Raw genomic sequence first — 22,386 nt, 5'->3', positions numbered from 1 at the left:
CTTGCCCCGTACGGGACCCGCCGGCGATGCGGGCCCTCGAGCCCACGTGTCTCGGAAGTCTCAGGACTTGGGCAGTTTGACCGGGCGCTTCCAGCTGGTGATGCTCACCTGCCTGCCCCGCGATACCGTGAGCACGCCGGGCTCGGTGCTCTTGGTGACCGTGGAGCCGCCGCCCACCGTGCCGCCCGCGCCAATGGTGACGGGCGCCACCAGCACGCAGTTGCTGCCGATGTGCACGTCGGCCTCGATCACCGTGCGGTGCTTGTTCACGCCGTCGTAGTTGGCCGTGATGGAGCCGGCGCCGTAGTTGACGCGCTCGCCCACCGTGGCATCGCCCAGGTAGGCCAGGTGGTTGGCCTTGGCGCCATCGGCCAGCACGGAGTTCTTGACCTCGACGAAGTTGCCGATGTGCACTTCGCGGCCCAGCTGCGCCCCGGGGCGCAGGCGCGCAAACGGGCCCACCAGGGCGCCCTCGCCCACGCTGACGCCGGCCTTCTCGCCATCGACATGCGTGTACGGATGGATGACGGCGCCCGCCGCAATCGTGGCGTTGGCAATGCTGCAATAGGCGCCGATGCGCGCGCCTTCGCCAATCTCCACATGGCCGCTGAAGATGCAGCCCACGTCGATCTCCACATCCTGCCCGCAGACCAGGCGTGCCGCGCGGCCGGTGCGCGGGTCATCGCGCAGGTCAAAGCGCGCGGGGTCGGCCAGGCGCACGCCCTGCTCCATCAGCGTGCGGGCCTGGGCGCCCTGGTGGGCGCGCTCCAGCTCGGCCAGCTGCAGCGGGCTGTTGACGCCGGCCACCTGCACGGGGTCGGCAATGCAGTGCGCGACCACGGGCACGCCGTCGGCCACGGCCATGGCGACCACGTCGGTCAGGTAGTACTCGCCCTGGGCGTTGTCATTGGTCAGGCGGGCCAGCCAGCCGGCCAGGTGGCGGGCCGGCACGGCCATGATGCCGCTGTAGATTTCCTGGATGGCGCGCTGGGCGTCATTGGCATCCTTTTGCTCGACGATGCGCTGCACCGTGCCGTCTTCGCCGCGCACGATGCGGCCGTAGCCCGTGGGATCGGGCAGGCGCACGGTCAGCAGCGCCAGCCGCTGGCCATCGGCCGCATCGACCAGGGCGCGCAGCGTGTCGGCCTGCGTCAGCGGCACATCGCCCGAGAGCACGATGACCATGCCGTCGCCCGCCAGCGCAGGCACGGCCTGCTGCACCGCATGGCCCGTGCCCAGCTGCGGCTCCTGGCGCACGAACTTCAGCGCCATGGAGCCGCCCTGGCAGGCCGCCGCCATGGCGGGCTCCACCTGGTCCGCGCCGTGGCCCGTGACCACCACGGCCGAGCGCGCATCCAGCTGCGCCGCCGTGGAAAGCACATGGCCCAGCAACGGGCGCCCCGCCAGGCGCTGCAGGACTTTGGGAAGGCGGCTTTTCATGCGCGTGCCCTTGCCCGCGGCCATGATGACGAGATCCAGAGGTGCTGTCATAGGTGATTCATCCAAAACGCCAGAACCTGTGCCGGCAACGCCGCCAATTATCTGTCCGCCAAGGGCTGCGGCCGGTCACACGATTGACGTATGCTGGCGGCGCCATGCCCCATGCCACCACTGCACCCGTTCCCCTGCTGCGCACACGCGCCATCGGAGCCGGCCATCTGCGTGCCTTCCTGGCCGTGGCCCGGCACCTGAATTTCCGCGCGGCCGCCGACGAGCTGTCGCTGACGCAGTCGGCCGTGAGCCGCCAGATCCAGTCGCTGGAGGATGAAGTCGGCGTGCCGCTGTTCCTGCGTCACACGCGCGCCGTGGAGCTGACCGGGGCCGGCGCCCAGCTGCTGCGCTCGGTGGCGCCCGCGCTGGAGCAGATCGACGCCTCGGTGCGCCAGATCCGCCAGACCGTGGGCCGCAAGAGCGTGGCCATCACCACCTGGGCCAGCTTTGCCGCCATGTGGCTGATCCCGCGCCTGGAGTCCTTCCAGCGCGCCTGGCCCGATATCGACATCCGCATCGACACCAGCGACACCGTGATGGACCTGGACACCACCGATGTGGACCTGGCCCTGCGCTACGGCCGTGCGGGCGACGGCTGGCCCCAGGCGCAGCGCCTGTTCGGCGAGCAATTGGCCGTGGTGGCCAGCCCGCGCCTGCTGGCCGGCGGCCCGCCGCTCAGGACGCCGGCCGACGCGGCCCGCTACACGCTGATCGAGACCGGCGACGCCCACCGCATGCCCCAGCTGGAGTGGCTGGGCTGGCAGCGCTGGTTCGGCGTGCAGGGCTGCGACCAGCTGCAGCCGCCGCGCTGGCTGTACTTCAACTACGCCCACCAGATCGTGCAAGCCGCACTGGCCGGACAGGGCCTGGCCATTGCACGGCTGCCGCTGGTGGCCGATGCGCTGGCGGCTGGCGACCTGGTCGAGGTGCTGCCCGCGCACCGGCTGGAATCGCCGCTGGCCTACTGGCTGATCGTGGGCCCGCGCAGCGCCGCGCGTCCCGAGGTGGCCGCCTTCTGCCGGTGGCTGCAGGAGCAGGCCGAGGTCACGCGCGAAACCGTCGAATCGCCCCCGGCTTGAAAAATAACCCCCACGCTCCCCTTGCTGCGCAAGGTCCGCGCCCCCCCGAGGGGGTCGTTTTCATCTTGGGGCGGCCCGGCGATGAAAAAAGGACGCGGGCATGCCGGCGTCCTTCATTCCTGTGCAGCCGGGCGCATGGCCCGGCGCGGGCATCAGCCCAGCGTCACGCGCGCAAACTTGCGCTTGCCCACCTGCACCACATAGGTGCCGGCTTCGAGCTTGAGGCCCCGGTCGCTGATGGCCGTGCCGTCCACGCGCACGCCGCCGCCGTCGATCAGGCGGTTGGCCTCGCTGGTCGAGGGCGCCAGGTTGGCCTGCTTGAGCAGGGCACCGATGCCCAGCGGCGCGCCCGACAGGCTGACCTCGTCGATCTGGTCGGGAATGCCGCCCTTGCTGCGGTTGTTGAAATCCTGCTCGGCCGCATCGGCCAGCGCCGCGCTGTGAAAGCGCGCCGTGATTTCCTTGGCCAGCAGCACCTTGGCGTCCTTGGGATTGCGCCCGCCTTCCACCTCGGCCTTGAGCGCGGCGATCTCGGCCAGACTCTTGAATGACAGCAGGGTGTACCAGTTCCACATCAGCGTGTCCGAGATGCTCAGCACCTTGGCGAACATGGTGTTGGCGTCCTCGGTGATGCCGATGTAGTTGTTCTTGGACTTGGACATCTTGTGCTCGCCGTCCAGGCCCACCAGCAGCGGCATGGTGAGCACGCACTGCGTGTCCTGCCCGTATTCCTGCTGCAGGTGGCGGCCCATGAGCAGGTTGAACTTCTGGTCCGTGCCGCCCATTTCCAGGTCGGCGCGCAGCGCCACCGAGTCATAGCCCTGCAGCAGCGGGTAGAGGAATTCGTGCAGGCTGATGGAGCTGCCGTCGGTGAAACGCTGGTGGAAGTCGTTGCGCTCCATCATGCGGGCCACCGTGTACTTGGCCGACAGCTCGATCATGCCGCGCGCGCCCAGCTTGTCGCACCACTCGCTGTTGTAGCGCACCTCGGTGCGCGCCGGGTCCAGCACCTTGGCGGCCTGGGTGTAGTAGGTCTCGGCATTGACCTTGATCTGCTCGGCCGTCAGCGGCGGGCGCGTGCTGTTGCGGCCCGAAGGGTCGCCGATCAGGGTGGTGAAGTCGCCGATCAGGAAGATCACCTGGTGGCCCAGGTCCTGCAGCTGGCGCATCTTGTTGAGCACCACGGTGTGGCCCAGATGGATGTCGGGCGCCGTCGGATCCAGGCCCAGCTTGATGCGCAGCGGCACGCCCGTGGCCTCGGAGCGGGCCAGTTTCTGCACCCAGTCGGCCTGGGGCAGCAGTTCATCCACGCCGCGCAGGGTGATTTCAAGCGCTTGGCCTACACCTTCAGTGACCGGGTATGTTGTAACAGCAGATTGATTCATAAGGGTTTTTCGCCAGGCCGCGTAGGACCGCGTCGGTATACTCCGGGGATTTTCCCGCTGCGGCGAATTCTAGACGCCCGCCTTTCCGCACCACAGAGCGCGGACTTGTTGCCCGTCTGGAGAGCGTATCCCGCCGCTGCGATGCTGTCCGGCCCCCAGGCCGGATGCGCGCAACCCAAGGATCTGATGTTGTGAAATATGGCTTGAACCATGCCAGCGGTGCTCTTGTTGCGCGGCTGACCTCCGTGATCCAGCAACACCCCCAGCGTGTCACCGCGGCACTGGCAGCCATCTTGCTCACGGGCGGCGGCGGCGCCTTCGCCGTGGCCAACCTGGGACCCGATCCTGCCGACCTGCCGGTGCGCATGCTGTCCACGCCCGTGGAATCGCTGGCCGAGGGCCAGACGCTGGCCGAGCTGACCGACAGCGTGCAGGGCATGTCCCTGTACCGTTCCGAATACACGCGTGGCAGCGACACGGCCGAAACCCTGCTGCAGCGCCTGGGCGTGGCCGATCCGGCCGCCGCCGCCTTCATGCGCGGCAACGACCAGGTGCGCCAGCATGTGCTGGGCCGCGCCGGCCGCCTGGTGACGGCCGAGACCACGCCCGACCACCAACTGTCCCTGCTGACCGTGCGCTGGGCACCCGACGAGGACGGCAGCTTCCGCCGCCTCGTGGTCGAGCGCAAGAACAATGAACTGAGCACACGCATCGAGACGGGCAAGCTGACCGCCTCGCCGCGCCTGGCCGGCGGCATCATCCGCAGCTCGCTGTTCGCCGCCACCGATGCGGCCTCCATTCCCGACGCCGTGGCCATGCAGATGGCCGACATCTTCCAGGGCGACGTGGACTTCCGCCGCGGCCTGCGCAAGGGCGACCGCTTCTCGGTGGTCTACGAATCGCTGGAAGCCGATGGCGAGCCGCTGCGCGCGGGCCGCGTGCTCAGCGCCGAGTTCCACAACAACGGCAAGGTCGTGCAGGCCCTGTGGTTCCAGGACGAAGGCAAGGCCAAGGGCGACTACTACACCATGGACGGCAAGAGCCGCCGCCAGGCCTACCTGACCTCGCCCGTGGAGTTCTCGCGCATCAGCAGCGGCTTTGCCATGCGCATGCACCCCATCCACAAGACCTGGCGAGCCCACCTGGGAACGGACTTCGCGGCGCCCACGGGCACCAAGGTACGCACCGTGGGCGACGGCACCGTCTCCTTCGCGGGAGTGCAGAACGGCTACGGCAACGTGATCTTCGTGGACCACGCCAACAACCACACCACGGTCTATGCCCACCTGAGCCACATCGGCGTCACGCGCGGCCAGCGCGTGGAACAGGGCGACATCATCGGCAACGTGGGCTCCACGGGCTGGGCCACGGGCCCGCACCTGCACTTCGAGTTCCGCGTCAATGGCGAGCACCGCGACCCCATGACCATCGTCCAGGCCACCGATGCCGCCCGCCCCGTCTCCAAGGCCGGCCGCGCCGCCTTCGACAAGATGGCCGCGCAGATGCGCATCGAGCTGCAGGCATCGAACGAGGCGCTGGCCTTGGCCACCGAGCGCTGAGCACTGCACCCCCCTCCAAAGGCTGCCCTGGCAGCCTTTGTTGTTTCAGACGCATCCTTTTGTGATCGCCAGCCCCGGGGTCCTGCAGGGCTACCATTGCCGGCATGAACCAGCCAGCCCCCTCCCCCATCGCCCACCGCTACTGCATCGGCCTGATGTCCGGCACCTCGCTCGACGGGGTGGACGGCGTTCTCGTGGACTTTGCCGAAGGCACGCAGGTGCTGTGGCATGCCAGCCGTGGCTTTGATGCCGCGCTGCGCGCCGAGCTGCTGGCCCTGAACACCCCCGAGGGCCGCGACGAGCTGCACCGCGCGGCGCTGGCGGCCAATGCGCTGGCGCGCAGCTATGCCGAGGTGGTGCGGGAGCTGCTGCAGGCCACAGCCCTGAGGCCCGGCCAGATCGCCGCCATCGGCGCCCACGGCCAGACCGTGCGCCACCGGCCGCAGATGTTCGACGGCATGGGCTACACGCTGCAGCTCAACAGCCCGGCCCTGCTGGCCGAGCTCAGCGGCGTTGCCGTGGTGGCCGACCTGCGCAGCCGCGATGTGGCCGCTGGCGGCCAGGGTGCGCCACTGGTGCCCGCCTTCCACCAGGGCGTGTTCGGCCGGCCCGGCGAGACGGTACTGGTGCTCAACATCGGCGGCATCGCCAATCTCAGCGTGCTGGCCGGCGATGGCACGGTGCTGGGCTTCGACTGCGGCCCCGGCAATGCGCTGATGGACGGCTGGTGCCAGACGCACACGGGCCAGCCCTATGACGACGGCGGCCAGTGGGCGGCCACGGGCCAGGTGCTGCCCGCCCTGCTCGACCGCCTGCTGGCCGAGCCTTTCCTGCAGCAGCCGCCGCCCAAGAGCACGGGGCGCGACCTGTTCCACACGGACTGGCTGGCCGGCCATCTGTCCGCCAGTGCAACCAGCGCCGCCGATGCCCGCCCCGCCGACGTGCAGGCCACGCTCACCGAATTCACGGCCCGCGCCTGCGCCGGTGCCGTGCAGCGCTTCGGGCGTGGCGGCGGCGAGCTGCTGGTCTGCGGCGGAGGCGCCTTCAACACGCAGCTGATGCAGCGCATCGCCGCCCTGCTGCCCGGCGTGGCCGTGGACACCACGGCCGCGCGCGGCCTGCCGCCGCAGCAGGTGGAGGCCGCCGCCTTCGCCTGGCTGGCGCGCCAGGCCCTGCTGGGCCTGCCCGGCAACCTGCCGGCCGTCACAGGCGCACGCGGCCCGCGCATCCTGGGCGCCATCCACCCCGCATAAAAAAACCATGCAAGGCATCCGCCAAGCATGGGCCCACCAAACATCTTGCCTGAGCCCAAAGCCTATGAAACTGGCGCGGCCCAAAAGCAGGGACGCCGAGCAAGAGCCGCCTCGCGGCGAGGGCGTCGTCCCCCTCCCGCGAAGCGAGAGAGGGCGCCGTGCATACGGGGGAAGGCGCGTAAGCGCCTCAGGGGGTGCTATCCGCCTATATAGACGAACTTGAAGAGGAAGACGCCGCCGATCAGCCACACCATCCAGTGCACTTCCTTGGAACGGCCCGTGAACAGCTTGAGCACGGCATAGGTGATGAAGCCGAAGGCCAGGCCATTGGCCACCGAGTAGGTGAAGGGCATGAGCAGGGCCGTGACGGCAGCGGGGATGGCCTCGGTGGTCTCGCCCCATTCGATCTCGGTCAGCTCCTTGAGCATCAGGCAGGCCACGAAGAACAGCGCGGGCGCCGTGGCGTAGCCGGGCACCACGCCGGCCAGGGGCGACAGGAACAGGCAGCACAGGAAGAGCGCGGCCACGGTCAGCGCCGTCAGGCCCGTGCGGCCACCCGCTTGCACACCGGCCGCGCTTTCCACGTAGGCCGTGGTGCTGGAGGTGCCCAGCAGCGAGCCCGCGAAGATGGCACCGCTGTCGGCCAGCAGCGAGCGGTTGAAGCGGCCCATGCGGCTGGGCACCAGCAGGCCCGCGCGCTTGGCCACACCCATCAGCGTGCCCGTGGCATCGAACAGCTCGACCAGGAAGAACACCAGCACCACGTTGAGGATGCCGCCGGTCAGCGCGGACTTGATGTCCAGCTGCAGGAAGGTGGGTGCAATGGAGGGCGGCGCCGAAAACACGCCGTGGAACTCGTTGCCCGCGAAGAAGAACGAGGCCACGGTGACCACGACGATGCCGATCAGGATGGCGCCCGGCACCTTCAGGCGGTCCAGCACCACGATGATCAGAAAGCCCAGCGAGGCCAGGATGACTTCGGGCTTGTGCAGGTCGCCCAGGGTCACGAAGGTGGCCGGCGATGCGGCGACGATGCCCGCGCTCTTGAGCGCGATCAGCGCCAGGAACAGGCCGATGCCCACGGTGATCGCTATGCGTATGGACTGCGGTATGCCCTTGATGATCAGCTCCCGCAGGCCGAACAGCGTCACCAGCAGGAACAGGCAGCCCGAGACGAAGACCGCGCCCAGCGCGGCCTGCCAGGTGAAGCCCATGTGCAGCACCACCACGTAGGCGAAATAGGCGTTCAGGCCCATGCCCGGCGCCAGCGCGATGGGATAGTTGGCGTACAGCGCCATGATGGTCGTGCCCAGCGCCGCGATAAGGCAGGTGGCCACGAAGACGGCCCCCTTGGGCATCCCCGCATCCCCCAGGATCGAGGGATTGACGAAGATGATGTAGGCCATCGTCAGAAAGGTCGTCAGGCCCGCGACCAGCTCGGTTCTTACATTGGTGCCGTGCTCACTGAGCTTGAACACCCGTTCCATCCAGTTCATCGCATTGTCTCCGTGTTGTTTTCGCATGCGGGGCGCAACGGTTGTGAAAGCGCCCAGGGTTGAGCACCGGCTGTCCAGGCCGGCACAAGGCATGGCACCCTGCCGGGCGGCCATGGACCTGGTTGCGCGCATCGCTGCGCGCGGATTCAAGGAATGAGGGGGCGGCGCCGGTCCGCTCAGCTCCCGGCGGCCTGCACGGCCTCGATGGCGCGCAGGATGGATTCAGGCGTGGCCGGCGATTGCAGCGGCGGGTTGCTGCGGTGCCCGCCCGCGGCCGAGACGGCATCGCGGATGGCGAAGAACACCGAGAACGGCAGCAGCAGCGGCGGCTCGCCCACGGCCTTGCTGCGGTGGATGGAGTCCTCGAAGTTGTCGCCCTCGAACAGCCGCACGTTGAACACGGGCGGGCAGTCGTTGGCCGTCGGGATCTTGTAGGTGCTGGGCGCGTGCGTGGTGAGCTTGCCGCTTTGCGGATGCCAGACCAGCTCCTCCGTGGTCAGCCAGCCCATGCCCTGGATGAAGGCGCCCTCGACCTGGCCCACGTCCACGGCGGGGTTCAGCGAGCGGCCCACATCGTGCAGCACGTCGGCGCGCAGCAGCTTGAATTCGCCGGTCAGCGTGTCCACCACCACCTCGCTCACGGCGGCGCCGTAGGCGTAGTAGAAGAAGGGCCGGCCCTGCATGGTGTCCTTGTTCCACGACAGGCCGGGCGTGGCATAGAAGCCGTCGGACCACAGCTGCACGCGCTCGATGTAGGCCTCGCCCACCACGGCCTTGAAGTCCAGCACCTTGCCGTTGACGTGGACCTGGTCGTTGGCGAAGCGCACGTCCTCCGCGCGGCCGCCATGGCGCTCTGCGGCGCAGGCGGCCAGGCGCTCGCGGATCTGGCGCGCCGCGTCCTGCGCGGCCTTGCCGTTGAGGTCGGCCCCCGTCGATGCCGCCGTGGCCGAGGTGTTGGCCACCTTGGTGGTGTCGGTGGCCGTGACGCGCACGCGACCGAAGCCCACGCCCAGCTCGTGCGCCACGACCTGGGCCACCTTGGTGTTCAGGCCCTGGCCCATCTCGGTGCCGCCGTGGTTCACGAGGATGGAGCCGTCGTTGTAGACATGGACCAGGGCGCCGGCCTGGTTGAAGTGCTTGACGTTGAAGGAGATGCCGAACTTGAGCGGCGTCAGCGACAGGCCGCGCTTGAGCACGGGGCTGGCCGCGTTGAATTCGGCGATGGCATCGCGGCGCGCGCGGTAGTCGCTGCAGGTCTCCAGCTCGGCCACCAGCTCGTGGATCACGTTGTCGGTCACGACCTGGCTATAGGGCGTGACATTGCGCTCGGTCTTGCCGTAGAAGTTGACGCGGCGCACATCGAGCGCGTCGCGCCCCAGCTCGCGCGCCACCGTCTCCATGATGTTCTCGATGGCGATCGCGCCCTGCGGGCCGCCGAAGCCGCGGAACGCCGTATTGCTCTGCGTATTGGTCTTGCCGGAGTAGCCGTGCATGGACACATCGGGCAGCCAGTACGTGTTGTCGAAGTGGCACAGCGCGCGCGTCATCACGGGGCCGGACAGGTCGGCCGAGTGGCCGGCGCGCGAGACCATGGAGATCTCGGCGCCGAGGATGCGGCCCTCGTCGTCGTAGCCCACCTCGTACTCGTACCAGAAGCAGTGGCGGCGGCCCGTGATCATGAAGTCGTCATCGCGGTCCAGGCGCAGCTTGACGGGGCGGCGCAGCCGCGTCGCGGCCACCGAGGCCACGCAGGCGAACAGGGCAGACTGCGACTCCTTGCCGCCGAAGCCGCCGCCCATGCGGCGGCACTCCACATGCACGGCGTGCGAGGCCACGCCCAGCGCATGCGCCACCAGGTGCTGCATCTCGCTGGGGTGCTGGGTGGAGCAGTACAGGTGGACGGCGCCGTCCTCCTTGGGGATGGCGTAGCTGATCTGGCCTTCCAGGTAGAACTGCTCCTGGCCGCCCACGTAGAACGATGACTTCAGGCGGTGCGGCGCCTCGTCCATGGCGCGGCGCGCGCCGCCTTCATTCGTGCTGCGCGCCAGGTGCATGGGCGGCAGCACGTACTGGCCCAGCTCATGCGCCTGCTGGGGCGTGAGCACGGGCGGCTCGGCCGTGATGTCGGCCGCCGCCTTGGCCTGGGCCGCAGCCAGGCGCGCCGCCTCGCGGCTTTCGGCGATCACGGCGAACAGCGGCTGGCCCAGGTAGCGGATCTCGCCGCTGCACAGGATGGGGTCGTCGTGGATGATGGAGCCGCAGTCGTTGACGCCGGGAATGTCCTCGCCCGTGAGCACGGCCACCACGCCGGGCATGGCGCGGATGGCATCCAGCCTGAGCGCATTGAGCCGGCCATTGGCCACGGGCGACAGGCCCAGCGCACAGTGCAGCGTGCCGTCCAGTTCGGGCAGGTCGTCGATGTAGGCGGCCTCGCCGGCCACATGCAGATGGGCCGACTCATGCGGGCGGCTGATGCCCACGCGCTGGCCCTGGGTGTGGGCACCGGCCTCGGCACGCTCGTCCACGCGGAAGGCGGTGTTCTTCAGGTAATGCGCAAAGGCCTCGGACGAGTGCAGCAGGGAAGGGTCGATGGGGCGGTTCATTTCAGGCTCCTTGGTGCACTGCGTGGGGCATCACGCTCCAGACGCTGGTGGCCTGCAGCGGCAGCGGCTGCTGCGGACGTGTCTCCAGCCACAGGCGCTGCAGCAGGTTCTGCGCCACCTTGAGCCGGTAGTCGGCGCTGGCGCGCATGTCGGACATGGGCTTGAAGTCCTGGGCCAGCGCGGCCTGGGCGGCCTTCACTGCGGCCTGGTCCCAGGGCTGGCCCACGATGGCCGCCTCGGCCAGGGCCGCACGCTTGACCACGGCGGCCATGCCGCCAAAGGCCAGGCGCGCGGACTTCACCACCTCGCCATCGAGCTCGATGGCCAGCCCTGCGCACAGCGCCGAGATGTCGCAGTCAAAGCGCTTGCTGATCTTGTAGGCACGGGTCTGGCGCCGTGCAGCGTCCAGCGGCACGGCCAGTGCCTGCACGAACTCGCCCGGTTCCAGCTGGTTCTTCATGTAGTCCAGATAGAAGTCATGCAGCGGCATGCGGCGCACGCGCGCGCCCTTGCGCAGCTCGATCTGCGCGTCCAGCGCCATCAGCACGGGCGGGGAGTCGCCAATGGGCGAGCCATTGGCCACGTTGCCGCCCATGGTGCCCGCATGGCGGATGGGCACGGAGGCAAAGCGCAGCCACACATCGGTCAGCCCCTCGAAGCGCTGCGACAGCGCCGACCAGGCCGATTCCAGCGAGGCACCGGCGCCGATGTACAGCTCGCCGCCGTCCAGGCTGCCCGCGCCGCGGCGCTCCTCGACGCGCTTCATCTCGGCCACGTCGCCCACATAGACGATGTCGCCCAGGTCGCGGAACTGCTTGGTCACCCACAGCCCCACATCGGTGGAGCCTGCCAGCAGGCGCGCGCGGGGCTTGGTCTCGCACACGGCGGCCAGCTCGTCCAGCGTGCGCGGAGCGTGGAAGCTGTCCACACGGCCGCCCTGGGCGGCGTTGGGAGCGGCGTAGTCCAGGCCGGCATCCTGCGCGCGCAGGCCCTGCAGCGCCTGCACCACGGGTTCGGTGGCCATGCGCGTGGCGGGCAGGTCGAACATGCGCTGGCCTGCGTCCAGGATGGGACGGTAGCCCGTGCAGCGGCACAGATTGCCCGACAGCTCGTCGGCCAGCTGCTGGCGCGAGGGACGCGTGCCGGCCTGCTGGTGGTGCTCGTAGGCCGACCACAGCGACATCACGAAGCCCGGCGTGCAAAAGCCGCATTGGGAGCCGTGACAGTCCACCAGCGCCTGCTGCACGGGGTGCAGCTCGGCACCACCTGCGGGCTTGCCCGTGGCACAGCCCTGCTTGCCGGCGCACTGGCCCTTGACGTCCTCCACCGTGAACAGCGCCTTGCCGTGCAGCGTGGGCAGGAACTGGATGCAGGCATTGACCGTCTGCAGCTGCAGGCCGCCCACGGCGTCGGGCGCGCCGTCTTCGGCCAGCTCGGCGATGACCACGGTGCAGGCGCCGCAGTCACCTTCGTTGCAGCCCTCCTTGGTGCCGGTGCAGCGCGCGTCGCCGCGCAGCCAGTCGAGCACCGAGCGCGTGGGATGCGGCCCCTGTACCTCGACGATCTGGCCGCGGTGATAGAAGCGGATGGGTTGGGAACTGGGGCTCTGGCTCATGCTCGTGGGGGCAACTGCTGGTGCGTGGACTGTTCGGATCACGACTTACGCAAATTCCGAGGAAGAAAGCCGCTGGCCCTGTGGCGATGGCGTGTTTGCGTTCTTGCTTGCGTAAGTCCTGCGGATGTACGCGAGATTAAGTCCAGCCCCGCCCAAACGCATAAGACGGCCTCGATATTTCCTATGCGGGCTGCCATATATCCTTGCCAAAAACAAGGGTAAACCCGCAACAAAAGTGTGGATTGCAGCGGTTCAGGGTGCAAAAGGCATGCACAGCCCTCACTCGTGCTCGGCCGGCTCCAAAGGCTTGGGCCGCACATCCTCATCGTCGCCCAGCTGCGAGAAGATCATGGTCGAGGCCAGCGTCACCGCGCCCATGCAGACGAAGGTGGCGCGGAAGGCATTGAGGGTGTGCTGCGGCGTATCGCCGCCGAACCATTCGCTGAAACCGGCCAGCACCGCACCTGCGGCGGCCACGCCCATGCCCATGGCCAGCATCTGCACCATGGACAGCAGGCTGTTGCCGCTGCTGGCGTTGCCGGCATCCAGGTCCTTGAGCGTGACGGTGTTCATGGCCGTGAACTGCATGGAGTTGGTGGCGCCGAAGATCAGCAGCTGGACGATGACCACCCACAGCGGCAGCGCCGTGGAGACCGTGCCGAAGCTGGCGATCATCAGCGACAGCACCAGGGTGTTGCCCATGAGCACGCGGCGGTAGCCGATGCGCTGGATCAGCGTGGTGGTCTGGCGTTTCATGGCCATGCTGGCCAGCACCGTGGGCAGCATCATCATGCCGGCCTGCAGCGGCGAAAAGCCCAGGCAGACCTGCAGCACCAGCGGGATCAGGAAGGGCATGCAGGAGCTGCCCAGGCGCGAGAACAGATTGCCCAGCAGGCCCACGCGCAGGCTGCGCACGGCGAACAGCTCGGGGGCGAACAGCGGGTCGGGCCGGCGCAGCGCATGCAGCCAGTAGGCGGCCAGGCTGGCCAGGCCGAAGATCAGCAGCACGAAGACCATGGCGCCGTGGATGCCCTTGCCCGACATGCTGTCCAGCGCCAGCGACACGGCCACCATGCCGAAGGCCAGCAGCGCATAGCCCACGCCGTCGAAGCGCTTGACGGCGAAGCGGTCGCCCACGGGCATGAAGCGCAGCGTGGCGGCCAGGCCGATCAGGCCCACGGGCACGTTGACCAGGAAGATCCAGTGCCAGCTCACGTACTCGACCATCCAGCCGCCCAGCGTGGGGCCGATCAGCGGCCCGACCAGGCCGGGAATGGCCACGAAGCTCATGGCCTTGAGGAACTGCTCGCGCGGAAAGGCGCGCAGCACGGCCAGCCGGCCCACGGGCATGAGCAGCGCACCGCCCATGCCCTGCAGCACGCGTGCGGCCACCATCAGCTGCAGGTTGGGAGCAATCGCGCACAGCACCGATCCCAGCACGAACAGCGCAATCGCCCACAGGTAGACGCGCCGCGTGCCGAAGCGGTCGGCCATCCAGCCCGATGCCGGGATCAGCATGGCCATGGTCAGCGAATAGGCGACGATGACGGACTGCATGCGCAGCGGGCTCTCGCCCAGGGCCTCGGCCATGGTGGGCAGCGCGGTATTGACGATGGTGCCGTCCAGCGTCTGCATGAAAAAGCCGATGGCCACGAGCCATAGGAGCACCGAACGCGAGGAGGATGTGGTGGAGGCGGAAGCGCTTTTGTCTTCAGGAATCATGGCAAGGCAGCAATGCGCAGGCGTTAAAAAACCGCCTGCGCATTGCTGCGCGGCGGTTGGTGGCGTGTTGTGCGGCGGGCTGCTGCGGGCTTCACTGCAGCGCGGCCGACAAGGCTTACACCGAGAAGCTCGATCCGCAGCCGCAGGTGGTGGAGGCGTTGGGGTTCTTGATCACGAACTGCGCGCCCTGCAGGTCTTCCTTGTAGTCGATCTCGGCACCCACCAGGTACTGGTAGCTCATGGCGTCGATCAGCAGCGACACGCCATTCTTGGTCATGGTCGTGTCGTCTTCGTTGGTGATCTCGTCGAAGGTGAAGCCGTACTGGAAGCCCGAGCAGCCGCCACCTTGCACGAACACGCGCAGCTTCAGGTCAGGGTTGCCTTCCTCGGCGATCAGATCGGCCACCTTGGCAGCTGCGCTGTCGGTGAAGACGATCGGGGTGGGCATTTCGGCGGTGGTGGTTTCGGTGATTTCTGCGACGGCGCTCATGGGGATACTCCGAAGTTCTCAATTGGCCCGAATGGTACAGCAAAGGGCTCGGGAATTCCCGGGGCTGCCGGCTTGACGACAGTGCAAGTGGGGGCATTGCCCACTGAATGAGAAAGGTTTGCATCGCCCAGAAAAAAACCGCCGGCAAAGGCGGTTTTTTTCTGGGGAAAGCCCCGGGGGACTTTCCTGCAGTGCCAGCGGATTAACGCTTGGAGAACTGCTTGGCGCGGCGTGCGGAGCGCAGGCCGACCTTCTTACGTTCGACTTCACGAGCGTCACGCGTCACGAAGCCGGCTTGGCTCAGGACGGGCTTGAGCGCTGCGTCATAGTCGATCAGGGCGCGGGTGATGCCGTGGCGGGTAGCGCCGGCCTGGCCGGATTCACCACCACCGTGGACGTTCACTTGAATGTCGAAAGCTTCCAGGTTGCTCGTCAGAGCCAGGGGCTGCTTTGCGATCATGATCGAAGTTTCGCGGCCAAAGTATTCCTGAATGTCCTTGCCATTCACGGTAATCTTGCCGGAGCCCTTCTTCAGGAACACGCGTGCGACGCTGGATTTGCGACGGCCGGTGCCATTGTTCCAATCACCAATCATCTAGGTCTCCTTAGATTTCCAGAGCCTTGGGCTGCTGGGCGGTGTGGGGATGCTCAGCACCGCCGTACACCTTGAGCTTCTTGATCATTGCGTAGCCCAGGGGACCCTTGGGCAGCATGCCCTTGACGGCCTTTTCCAGAGCGCGGCCGGGGAACTTGGCCTGCATGTCGCGGAAGTTGGTGGCAGTGATGCCGCCGGGGAAACCAGAGTGGCGGTAGTACACCTTGTCCAGGTTCTTGGTGCCGGTGACCTTGAGCTTGGAGGCGTTGATGATGACGATGAAGTCGCCGGTGTCAACGTGAGGTGTGTAAATGGCCTTGTGCTTGCCGCGCAGACGGAGTGCCACTTCGCTGGCGACACGTCCGAGCACCTTATCGGTGGCGTCAATCACAAACCACTCGTGTTGCACCTCAGCGGGCTTTGCGCTGAATGTAGACATGAGTTTTCTCTTTCAAGAAAGGTTTGGCGGGCCCTTTTCCGCGGTCGGTGCTTCTTCAAAAAGGAAGCCTCTTAGGCGGGGATGTAAACTTCGCCGCGGGACCCATAAAATCGCTGCGAAGCCCGCCATTATACAAAACTGGCGCAACCGCACCATCCCCCCGATCCGCAAGTCCCCGGCAGCCCTCGCCGCGAGGCGCCAGCGCCGGGCAACCTTGCAGCCGCCATGGGTGTCCACCCGCCAGCGCGGCTGGTTACCATCACGCCTATGTTCAGTTACCGCCACGCCTTCCATGCAGGCAACCATGCCGATGTGCTCAAGCACACCGTGCTGATCGCCACCCTGCAATACCTCCTCCAGAAGGAGGCCGCCCTTACGGTGCTGGACACGCACGCCGGCGCCGGCCTGTACCGTCTGGACGGCGACTATGCCAACAAGAGCGGCGAGGCCGCAGACGGCATCCTGCGCCTGGCCCAGGCCAAGGAGTCCGAGCTGGCCCCGGTGCTGCAGGCCTACATCGCCTCGGTGCGTTCCTTCAACCAGGGAGCGCAGCTGCGCAACTATCCGGGCTCGCCGTTCATCATCCAGTCCCTGCTGCGCGTGCAGGAGCGCGACAAGCTCAAGGTCTTCGAGCTGCATCCCACCGACATGCGCTCGCTGGCCGGCAACATTGCCCAGCTCGAAGCGGGCCGCCAGGTGGCCGTGCTGCACGAGGACGGCTTCGAGGGCATCAAGAAATTCCTGCCGCCGCCGTCGCGCCGAGCCCTGGTGCTGTGCGACCCCAGCTACGAGCTCAAGAGCGACTACGCCAAGGTGCTGGACATGGCGGCCGACAGCCTCAAGCGCTTTGCCACGGGCACGTATGCGTTCTGGTATCCGATCATCCCGCGCCCCGAGGCGCACGATCTGCCGCGCCGCCTGAAGACCATGACCACCAAGGCCGGCAGGAGCTGGCTGCATGTGGAGCTCACGGTCAAGAGCAACAAGACCTCGGAGCGCGGCGGCCTGCCGGCCAGCGGCATGTTCCTGATCAATCCGCCGTTCAATCTCAAGGAACAGCTCAAGCCGGCCATGCCGCAGCTGGTCAAGCTGCTAGGTCAGGACGAGAACGCGGCCTTCACGCTCGAATCCGGCGGCTGAGCCCGTTCAGCGCGCGTTCGAGGCCGCAGAGGCCACTGCGGTGGACGAGGCAGCGGCGGGCGCCGCAGCCTTCGCCACCGGCTTGGCGGCAGGGACGGCACGGCTGGCCACGGCCGTGCGTGCATTGGGCCTGGGTGCAGGCGCCTTGGCCTGGACACGCGGACGCACTGGCGCCTTGGCCTGAACCCGGGTCCGTGCCTGTGTTGTCTGTGCCTGTGCCTTGGCCTGCTGCGTCTTCTCGATGGACTTGGCCTTCCTGGCCGTGACCAGGGTTTCGGGGCATTCCTGCTCACCATCGTCGAGCTGCCACAGCTCCACGGGCTTGATGCCCAGGCCGACCATGCCCAGCTCCTGCGCTGCGGCCTGGCTCAGATCGATCACGCGGCCAGGCGCAAACGGCCCGCGGTCGTTAATGCGCACCACCACTGTCTTGCCCGTGGCGGCGCTGCGCACGCAGACGCGGCTGCCGAAGGCAAAGCTGCGGTGCGCGGCCGTCAATTCTTCCTTGTCGAAACGCTCGCCGCTGGCGGTCAGCCGGCCATGCAGGCCCGGGCCATACCAGGAGGCCAGGCCTTGCTGGTCGCTGTCGCGCGAGGGCACGAGGGCGAAGTCGGGATTGGAGGGAGCCTCGGCACTGTCTTCGGGCGAGGCCGACTCGGAGGGCTCGGCATCCGGGGATTTGCTGGCCGGCTGCGCGGCCCGCGATGTGCGGCCACCGCGCTTGCCGGCCGAGGGCACGGCCGCTGGCGTCTGGCCTTCATCCATTGCCGCCGCACCTGCGGTCAGGGCGCCGGACTCGGCATCGCTTTGTGCCACGGGAGCCGGCGCGCAGCCGGCCAGGGTGGCGGTGATGGCGCACATGGCCAGCCAGCGCCAGTGCAGGCGTCGAAAACCACGATCCATGGGCAAAAACCTCCAGGGAACGCCTGACCGTTCCCAAGTTCTAGAGGGTCGCCCGGGGCCGGCGCAGTGGCTGCGCGCTCAAAGGCCCAATCGATCGCAGATTTCCAGCGTGGCGACGCTCTGGTTCATCGTATAGAAGTGCAGCCCGGGAGCGCCCTGGCTGCGCAACTGCTCGCATAGACGGGACACGACATCAAGGCCGAAGGCGCGAATGGACGCCGTGTCATCTCCGTAAGCCTGCAGACGCAGGCGGATCCAGCGCGGGATCTCGGCGCCGCAGGCGTCCGAGAAGCGCATCAGCTGCGTAGAGCTGGTGATGGGCATGATGCCGGGAACAACCGGTGCATCAAGCCCCATGCCGCGCGCCGCATCAACGAAACGGCAGTAGGCGTCGGCATTGTAGAAATATTGGGTGATCGCGGAATCCGCGCCAGCGCGCACTTTAGCCGCAAACGCATCCAGATCGGACTGTGGGGATTTCGCCTGCGGATGGACCTCCGGGTAGGCCGCCACCTCGATGTGGAACCAGTCGCCGAACTCGCGGCGGATGAATTCCACGAGATCGCTGGCGTACTGGAATTCGCCACCCAGGCCATAGCCGCTGGGCAGGTCGCCGCGCAGCGCGACGATGCGGCGCACGCCCATGGCCTTCAGCTCCTGCAGTTCGGCGCGCACCTTGTCGTGCGTGGCGCCCACGCAGGAGAAATGCGATGCCGCGCTGACGCCTTCGTTCTGGATGTCACGCACCATGGCGAAGGTGCCCGTCTGCGTGGAGCCGCCCGCGCCATAGGTGACGGAGCAGAACTGGGGCTTGCGCGCATAGAGGTTCTTGCGCACCTGCACATGCTTGGTCGCGCCCTCGGGCGTCTTGGTCGGGAAGAACTCGAAGCTGATCGGAAAGCTCATGTAAGACTCGCTGCTCAGTGTTTCATTCGTTGCGTTTGCGCAGCTTGGCGCGGCCCGGACCGGGCACGCCGAACTCGGTACTGGTGTCGATCACACGCTCGTTGCGCTGCTCGCGCAGCACGGTGCGGGACACGCGCTTAGGCGCGGCCGGCTTAGGAGCGGCCTTCACGGCCGAACGGGGCTGGTCGTCGTCCTGCGCTTCAGGCTGCTCTGGCTCCTTCACCACGGCCGCCTGCTGGGCATGCACGAAGAATTCGCGGTTGCCGTCGCCGCCTTCGATGGCCGACTCCATCCAGCCCTTGACCTCCAGGCCCAGCTCGCCCAGGCAGGTGCGGATGCGCTGCTCCACCTCGGTGAACAGGGCCGCATCGCGCACGATGCCGCCCTTGCCGACCTGGCCCGGCTGCAGCTCGAACTGCGGTTTGACCAGCATCAGCAGCTGGCCATGCGGCTTGAGCAGGCGCGTGACGGCCGGCAGCACCAGGGTCAGAGAGATGAAGGACAGATCGCCCGTGACGAAGTCGAACTGCGGCGTGATGTCCACGTCGGCAAACTCGGCGCGGCGGCGGCGCTGCGTGGCCACCGTGCCCTCATCGCGCGCCTTGCCCTTGGCCGCGCGCTCGGCCTTGAAGGCCTCGATCTCGTTTTCCTTGGCGTCGTCGCTGTCGTCGTAGTCCTCGTCGACCACGCCGCCGTTGCGCATCCAGGCATAGGGCGCCACGGGCTGGGTGTCGTTGTCGTCGGGATCTTCTTCCCAGCGTTCGGACAGCACTTCCTCGCAGGCCTCCTGCAGGCCCTCGGCCGTCACCGCGCGGGCATTGACGCCTTCGACGCAGATCACGCGCGCATCCGAGCGCAGCCGGTCATGCAGCTGGCCATGGCCCACGTCCACGCCGATGACCTGGGCGGCGCCTGCCTGCAGCAGGCAGTCGGTGAAACCGCCCGTGCTCTGGCCCACGTCCAGGCAGCGCAGGCCGTCCACCGACAGCTTGGTGGCCGCCAGCGCGCCTTCCAGCTTCAGCCCGCCGCGCGAGATGAACCGGGCCTCGGCCCCGTCCAGCAACTGCAGCTCGGCACCTGCGGGAATCTCGTCACCGTTCTTGGCGACCTTCTTCCACGGCGTCAACGGCGTCATGCGCCACTGCACGCCACCCGCAATCAGCCGCTGCGCCTGCGAGCGCGTGGCCGCATGGCCGGCTTCCACCAAAAATACATCTGCGCGCATAGCGTCGCTCCAGGAAATCTCAGTTGACTAATGCCCGAAACCGGCGCGACCCAACTCAGGGACGCCAAGCAAGGGCCGCCCCGCAGCGAGGGCGTCGTCCCCCTCCCCCGCGAAGCGGGTAGAGAGGGGGAAGGCGCGTCAGCGCCTCAGGGGGTGCTTAATACCTATAAGTTTCGGGCTTGTAGGGACCCTGCTTGCTCACGCCGATATAGGCAGCCTGGCCGTCCGTCAGCTCGGTCAGCATGGCGCCGACCTTCTTCAGGTGCAGGCGGGCAACCTTCTCGTCCAGGATCTTGGGCAGCACGTAGACCTTGCCGACCTCGTAGGCATCGGGCTTGGTAAACAGCTCGATCTGGGCGATGGTCTGGTTGGCGAACGAGGCGCTCATCACGAAGCTGGGGTGGCCGGTGGCGCAGCCCAGGTTCACCAGGCGGCCCTTGGCCAGCAGGATGATCTTCTTGCCGTCAGGGAAGGTGATGTGGTCCACCTGGGGCTTGATCTCTTCCCACTGGTACTGCTCGATGGAGGCGACGTCGATCTCGTTGTCGAAGTGGCCGATGTTGCAGACGATGGCTTCGTTCTTCATGGCCACCATGTGCTCGTGGCGGATGATGTCGCGGTTGCCGGTGGTGGTCACGAAGATGTCGGCCTTGTCTGCCGCCCACTCCATGGTCACGACCTTGTAGCCTTCCATGGCCGCCTGCAGGGCGTTGATGGGATCGATCTCGGTGACCCAGACCTGGGCCGACAGCGCGCGCAGCGCCTGGGCGCAGCCCTTGCCCACGTCGCCGTAGCCGGCCACCACGGCGACCTTGCCGGCGATCATCACGTCGGTGGCGCGCTTGATGCCGTCCACCAGCGATTCGCGGCAGCCGTAGAGGTTGTCGAACTTGCTCTTGGTGACGGAGTCGTTGACGTTGATGGCGCGGAACTTCAGCGTGCCCTTGGCCGACATCTCGTTGAGGCGGTGCACGCCGGTGGTGGTCTCTTCGGTCACGCCGATGATGTGGGCGCTCTTGCGCGTGTACCAGGTGGGGTCCTGGGCCAGCTTGGCGCGGATGGCGGCGAAGGCGATCTTCTCTTCCTCGGAGGCGGGGTTGTCCAGCACGGACAGGTCCTTTTCGGCGCGCATGCCCAGGTGCAGCAGCATGGTGGCATCGCCGCCGTCGTCCAGGATCATGTTGGGGCCTTCGCCTTCGGTACCGGCGGCGCCGAATTCAAAGATGCGGTGGGTGTAGTCCCAGTAGTCGGCCAGCGATTCACCCTTGATGGCGAACACGGGCGTGCCCGTGGCGGCGATGGCGGCGGCGGCATGGTCCTGCGTCGAGAAAATGTTGCACGAGGCCCAGCGCACGTCGGCACCCAGGGCCTTGAGCGTCTCGATCAGCACGGCCGTCTGGATGGTCATGTGCAGCGAGCCGGCGATGCGCGCGCCCTTGAGCGGCTGCGCCGCGGCGAATTCCTCGCGCGTGGCCATCAGGCCGGGCATTTCGGTTTCGGCGATCAGGATTTCCTTGCGGCCCCAGGCGGCGAGGGAAATGTCAGCGATGGCCGTGTCGGCGGAAACGGGACGAACAGCAGCGTTCATGGTTTTCTCCAAAAGATGAATGAAAAACCACGTTCTGCGGGAGACGAAAAAAAGCTCACCGCACAGAAAGCGTGGGCGAGCGTCGTTGCAGGAATGACTCCGAGCCTCGCAGACCGCATCTGGTGAATGGGCCTGCTGCAACGCTCCTCGGAGAGGCGCTGATTATACCGATCCCGGGGATGTCTCACCGCCCAGCCCCACAAGCCGGTAGCCCACCTGCAGCTCGGTCACCAGGTGGCGCGGCTGGGCCGGCTCGTCCTCGATCTTCTGGCGCAGATTGGCCATGTGCACGCGCAGGTAATGGGCACGGCCCAGGTATTCGGGTCCCCAGACCTGCAGCAGCAGCTGGCGGTGGGTCATCACACGGCCCTGGGCGGCGATCAGCGCCGCCAGCAGGCGGAATTCGATGGGCGTGAGGTGCACCGGCTGGCCCGCACGCCGCACCTCGTGCGTGGCCAGGTCCACCTGCACCTGGCCGAAGTGCACCTGGCTGGATGCAACTGCGCCGCCTGCGGCCCCCAGTTGCTGGCGGCGGCGCAGCATCACGCGCAGCCGGGCCAGCAGCTCGGGCACACCGAAAGGCTTGACCAGGTAATCGTCTGCGCCGGCGTCCAGGGCGGCCACCTTCTCGTCCTCGCGCTCGCGCGCGGAAAGCACGAGCACGGGCACGGAGGACCATCCGCGCAGCTCGGTGAGAACCTGCTTGCCGTCGGCATCCGGCAGGCCCAGGTCGAGGATGACCAGATCGGGCTGGCGGCTCGCCGCCTCGATCAGGCCCCGGCGCGCGCTGTCGGCCTCGAAGACCTGCCAGCCCTCGTCCTCCAGCACCAGGCGCACGAAGCGGCGGATGCCGGGGTCGTCCTCGATCATCAGGATGCGGTTGGTGGGCGTGCTCAT

General features: G+C 67.5%; 18 protein-coding genes and 1 riboswitch. Of the genes, 4 read left to right on the top strand and 14 right to left on the bottom strand.

All coding sequences use genetic code 11. The annotated features are described in order from the left end of the window. Window positions 1–60: 60 nt before the first annotated feature. Window positions 61–1,491: a bifunctional UDP-N-acetylglucosamine diphosphorylase/glucosamine-1-phosphate N-acetyltransferase GlmU gene (glmU, locus tag HFGMBDPB_RS00455; protein ID WP_070080840.1), complete on the bottom strand. Its 1,431-nt coding sequence runs from the start codon at window positions 1,489–1,491 to the stop codon at window positions 61–63. A gap of 104 nt (window positions 1,492–1,595) precedes the next feature. Between glmU and HFGMBDPB_RS00450 the strand changes: the two genes are divergently transcribed. Continuing rightward, a complete protein-coding gene (locus tag HFGMBDPB_RS00450; RefSeq protein WP_012207701.1) occupies window positions 1,596–2,570 on the top strand; it encodes a LysR substrate-binding domain-containing protein in 975 nt (324 codons plus the stop codon). Between the two features lie 152 nt (window positions 2,571–2,722). Here HFGMBDPB_RS00450 and tyrS read toward each other — a convergent pair whose 3' ends face one another. Continuing rightward, complete coding sequence (gene tyrS, locus HFGMBDPB_RS00445) at window positions 2,723–3,955, bottom strand: tyrosine--tRNA ligase (RefSeq protein WP_047327906.1); 1,233 nt, start codon at window positions 3,953–3,955, stop codon at window positions 2,723–2,725. A 164-nt stretch (window positions 3,956–4,119) separates the two neighbouring features. On the opposite strand from tyrS, the gene HFGMBDPB_RS00440 reads away from it, so the two are divergent. Continuing rightward, a complete protein-coding gene (locus HFGMBDPB_RS00440) occupies window positions 4,120–5,514 on the top strand; it encodes a peptidoglycan DD-metalloendopeptidase family protein (protein WP_052151611.1) in 1,395 nt (464 codons plus the stop codon). Between the two features lie 104 nt (window positions 5,515–5,618). Beyond that, window positions 5,619–6,767, top strand: a complete 1,149-nt coding sequence (locus HFGMBDPB_RS00435) for an anhydro-N-acetylmuramic acid kinase (RefSeq protein ID WP_212644688.1) — start codon at window positions 5,619–5,621, stop codon at window positions 6,765–6,767. A gap of 197 nt (window positions 6,768–6,964) precedes the next feature. Here HFGMBDPB_RS00435 and HFGMBDPB_RS00430 read toward each other — a convergent pair whose 3' ends face one another. The 7 genes from HFGMBDPB_RS00430 to rplM form a co-directional block, all read right to left on the bottom strand. After that, a complete protein-coding gene (locus HFGMBDPB_RS00430; RefSeq protein WP_016448452.1) occupies window positions 6,965–8,263 on the bottom strand; it encodes an NCS2 family permease in 1,299 nt (432 codons plus the stop codon). A gap of 176 nt (window positions 8,264–8,439) precedes the next feature. Beyond that, window positions 8,440–10,866 carry a xanthine dehydrogenase molybdopterin binding subunit gene (gene xdhB, locus HFGMBDPB_RS00425; RefSeq protein WP_016448453.1) on the bottom strand — a complete coding sequence of 809 codons (2,427 nt, stop codon included), beginning with the start codon at window positions 10,864–10,866 and terminating at the stop codon, window positions 8,440–8,442. Between the two features lies 1 nt (window position 10,867). Continuing rightward, window positions 10,868–12,481 (bottom strand): xanthine dehydrogenase small subunit, encoded by a 1,614-nt coding sequence (xdhA, locus tag HFGMBDPB_RS00420; protein ID WP_016448454.1) that lies wholly within the window; start codon window positions 12,479–12,481, stop codon window positions 10,868–10,870. A gap of 279 nt (window positions 12,482–12,760) precedes the next feature. Then, window positions 12,761–14,203, bottom strand: coding sequence for a multidrug transporter subunit MdtD (mdtD, locus tag HFGMBDPB_RS00415; protein ID WP_016448457.1), 1,443 nt, complete (start codon window positions 14,201–14,203; stop codon window positions 12,761–12,763). Window positions 14,204–14,318: 115 nt separating this feature from the next. Continuing rightward, on the bottom strand, window positions 14,319–14,693 hold the full coding sequence (erpA, locus tag HFGMBDPB_RS00410; RefSeq protein ID WP_016448458.1) for an iron-sulfur cluster insertion protein ErpA: 375 nt from the start codon (window positions 14,691–14,693) through the stop codon (window positions 14,319–14,321). A gap of 202 nt (window positions 14,694–14,895) precedes the next feature. After that, window positions 14,896–15,288, bottom strand: a complete 393-nt coding sequence (gene rpsI, locus HFGMBDPB_RS00405) for a 30S ribosomal protein S9 (protein WP_012207710.1) — start codon at window positions 15,286–15,288, stop codon at window positions 14,896–14,898. Window positions 15,289–15,298: 10 nt separating this feature from the next. Beyond that, window positions 15,299–15,727, bottom strand: a complete 429-nt coding sequence (gene rplM / locus HFGMBDPB_RS00400) for a 50S ribosomal protein L13 (protein WP_012207711.1) — start codon at window positions 15,725–15,727, stop codon at window positions 15,299–15,301. Window positions 15,728–15,994: 267 nt separating this feature from the next. Here rplM and HFGMBDPB_RS00395 point away from each other — a divergent pair, with 267 nt between their 5' ends. Then, window positions 15,995–16,867: a 23S rRNA (adenine(2030)-N(6))-methyltransferase RlmJ gene (locus HFGMBDPB_RS00395; protein ID WP_017406717.1), complete on the top strand. Its 873-nt coding sequence runs from the start codon at window positions 15,995–15,997 to the stop codon at window positions 16,865–16,867. A 6-nt stretch (window positions 16,868–16,873) separates the two neighbouring features. On the opposite strand, the gene HFGMBDPB_RS00390 is transcribed toward HFGMBDPB_RS00395, so the two are convergent. From HFGMBDPB_RS00390 to HFGMBDPB_RS00370, 5 genes are all read right to left on the bottom strand, one after another. Further along, window positions 16,874–17,770, bottom strand: coding sequence for a septal ring lytic transglycosylase RlpA family protein (locus tag HFGMBDPB_RS00390; protein ID WP_212644687.1), 897 nt, complete (start codon window positions 17,768–17,770; stop codon window positions 16,874–16,876). Between the two features lie 78 nt (window positions 17,771–17,848). After that, on the bottom strand, window positions 17,849–18,676 hold the full coding sequence (gene metF / locus HFGMBDPB_RS00385) for a methylenetetrahydrofolate reductase [NAD(P)H] (RefSeq protein ID WP_016448461.1): 828 nt from the start codon (window positions 18,674–18,676) through the stop codon (window positions 17,849–17,851). A 22-nt stretch (window positions 18,677–18,698) separates the two neighbouring features. Further along, on the bottom strand, window positions 18,699–19,901 hold the full coding sequence (locus HFGMBDPB_RS00380) for a TlyA family RNA methyltransferase (protein WP_017406719.1): 1,203 nt from the start codon (window positions 19,899–19,901) through the stop codon (window positions 18,699–18,701). Between the two features lie 157 nt (window positions 19,902–20,058). Beyond that, window positions 20,059–21,489, bottom strand: a complete 1,431-nt coding sequence (gene ahcY, locus HFGMBDPB_RS00375; protein WP_016448463.1) for an adenosylhomocysteinase — start codon at window positions 21,487–21,489, stop codon at window positions 20,059–20,061. Between the two features lie 70 nt (window positions 21,490–21,559). Next, window positions 21,560–21,644, bottom strand: a riboswitch (S-adenosyl-L-homocysteine riboswitch). Between the two features lie 7 nt (window positions 21,645–21,651). After that, the gene (locus tag HFGMBDPB_RS00370) at window positions 21,652–22,386 is read right to left on the bottom strand and encodes a response regulator (protein WP_212644686.1); all 735 of its coding nucleotides are present in this window, start codon (window positions 22,384–22,386) and stop codon (window positions 21,652–21,654) included.

The sequence above is a fragment of the Delftia sp. PE138 genome (genome assembly GCF_018320755.1).
Classification (GTDB): domain Bacteria; phylum Pseudomonadota; class Gammaproteobacteria; order Burkholderiales; family Burkholderiaceae_C; genus Comamonas; species Comamonas tsuruhatensis.
The sequence above is the reverse complement of the archived record's forward strand: the minus strand, read 5'-3'. Positions and strand labels throughout refer to the sequence as shown.

Coding starts and splice junctions, on each gene's coding strand:
- ahcY (WP_016448463.1), bottom strand. CDS start 21,489: ATGAACGCTGCTGTTCGTCCCGTTTCCGCCGACACGGCCATCGCTGAC.
- HFGMBDPB_RS00370 (WP_212644686.1), bottom strand. CDS start 22,386: ATGAGCACGCCCACCAACCGCATCCTGATGATCGAGGACGACCCCGGC.
- tyrS (WP_047327906.1), bottom strand. CDS start 3,955: ATGAATCAATCTGCTGTTACAACATACCCGGTCACTGAAGGTGTAGGC.
- HFGMBDPB_RS00450 (WP_012207701.1), top strand. CDS start 1,596: ATGCCCCATGCCACCACTGCACCCGTTCCCCTGCTGCGCACACGCGCC.
- HFGMBDPB_RS00395 (WP_017406717.1), top strand. CDS start 15,995: ATGTTCAGTTACCGCCACGCCTTCCATGCAGGCAACCATGCCGATGTG.
- metF (WP_016448461.1), bottom strand. CDS start 18,676: ATGAGCTTTCCGATCAGCTTCGAGTTCTTCCCGACCAAGACGCCCGAG.
- glmU (WP_070080840.1), bottom strand. CDS start 1,491: ATGACAGCACCTCTGGATCTCGTCATCATGGCCGCGGGCAAGGGCACG.
- HFGMBDPB_RS00390 (WP_212644687.1), bottom strand. CDS start 17,770: ATGGATCGTGGTTTTCGACGCCTGCACTGGCGCTGGCTGGCCATGTGC.
- mdtD (WP_016448457.1), bottom strand. CDS start 14,203: ATGATTCCTGAAGACAAAAGCGCTTCCGCCTCCACCACATCCTCCTCG.
- HFGMBDPB_RS00430 (WP_016448452.1), bottom strand. CDS start 8,263: ATGAACTGGATGGAACGGGTGTTCAAGCTCAGTGAGCACGGCACCAAT.
- HFGMBDPB_RS00435 (WP_212644688.1), top strand. CDS start 5,619: ATGAACCAGCCAGCCCCCTCCCCCATCGCCCACCGCTACTGCATCGGC.
- HFGMBDPB_RS00440 (WP_052151611.1), top strand. CDS start 4,120: ATGCGCGCAACCCAAGGATCTGATGTTGTGAAATATGGCTTGAACCAT.
- rpsI (WP_012207710.1), bottom strand. CDS start 15,288: ATGATTGGTGATTGGAACAATGGCACCGGCCGTCGCAAATCCAGCGTC.
- HFGMBDPB_RS00380 (WP_017406719.1), bottom strand. CDS start 19,901: ATGCGCGCAGATGTATTTTTGGTGGAAGCCGGCCATGCGGCCACGCGC.
- erpA (WP_016448458.1), bottom strand. CDS start 14,693: ATGAGCGCCGTCGCAGAAATCACCGAAACCACCACCGCCGAAATGCCC.
- xdhA (WP_016448454.1), bottom strand. CDS start 12,481: ATGAGCCAGAGCCCCAGTTCCCAACCCATCCGCTTCTATCACCGCGGC.
- rplM (WP_012207711.1), bottom strand. CDS start 15,727: ATGTCTACATTCAGCGCAAAGCCCGCTGAGGTGCAACACGAGTGGTTT.
- xdhB (WP_016448453.1), bottom strand. CDS start 10,866: ATGAACCGCCCCATCGACCCTTCCCTGCTGCACTCGTCCGAGGCCTTT.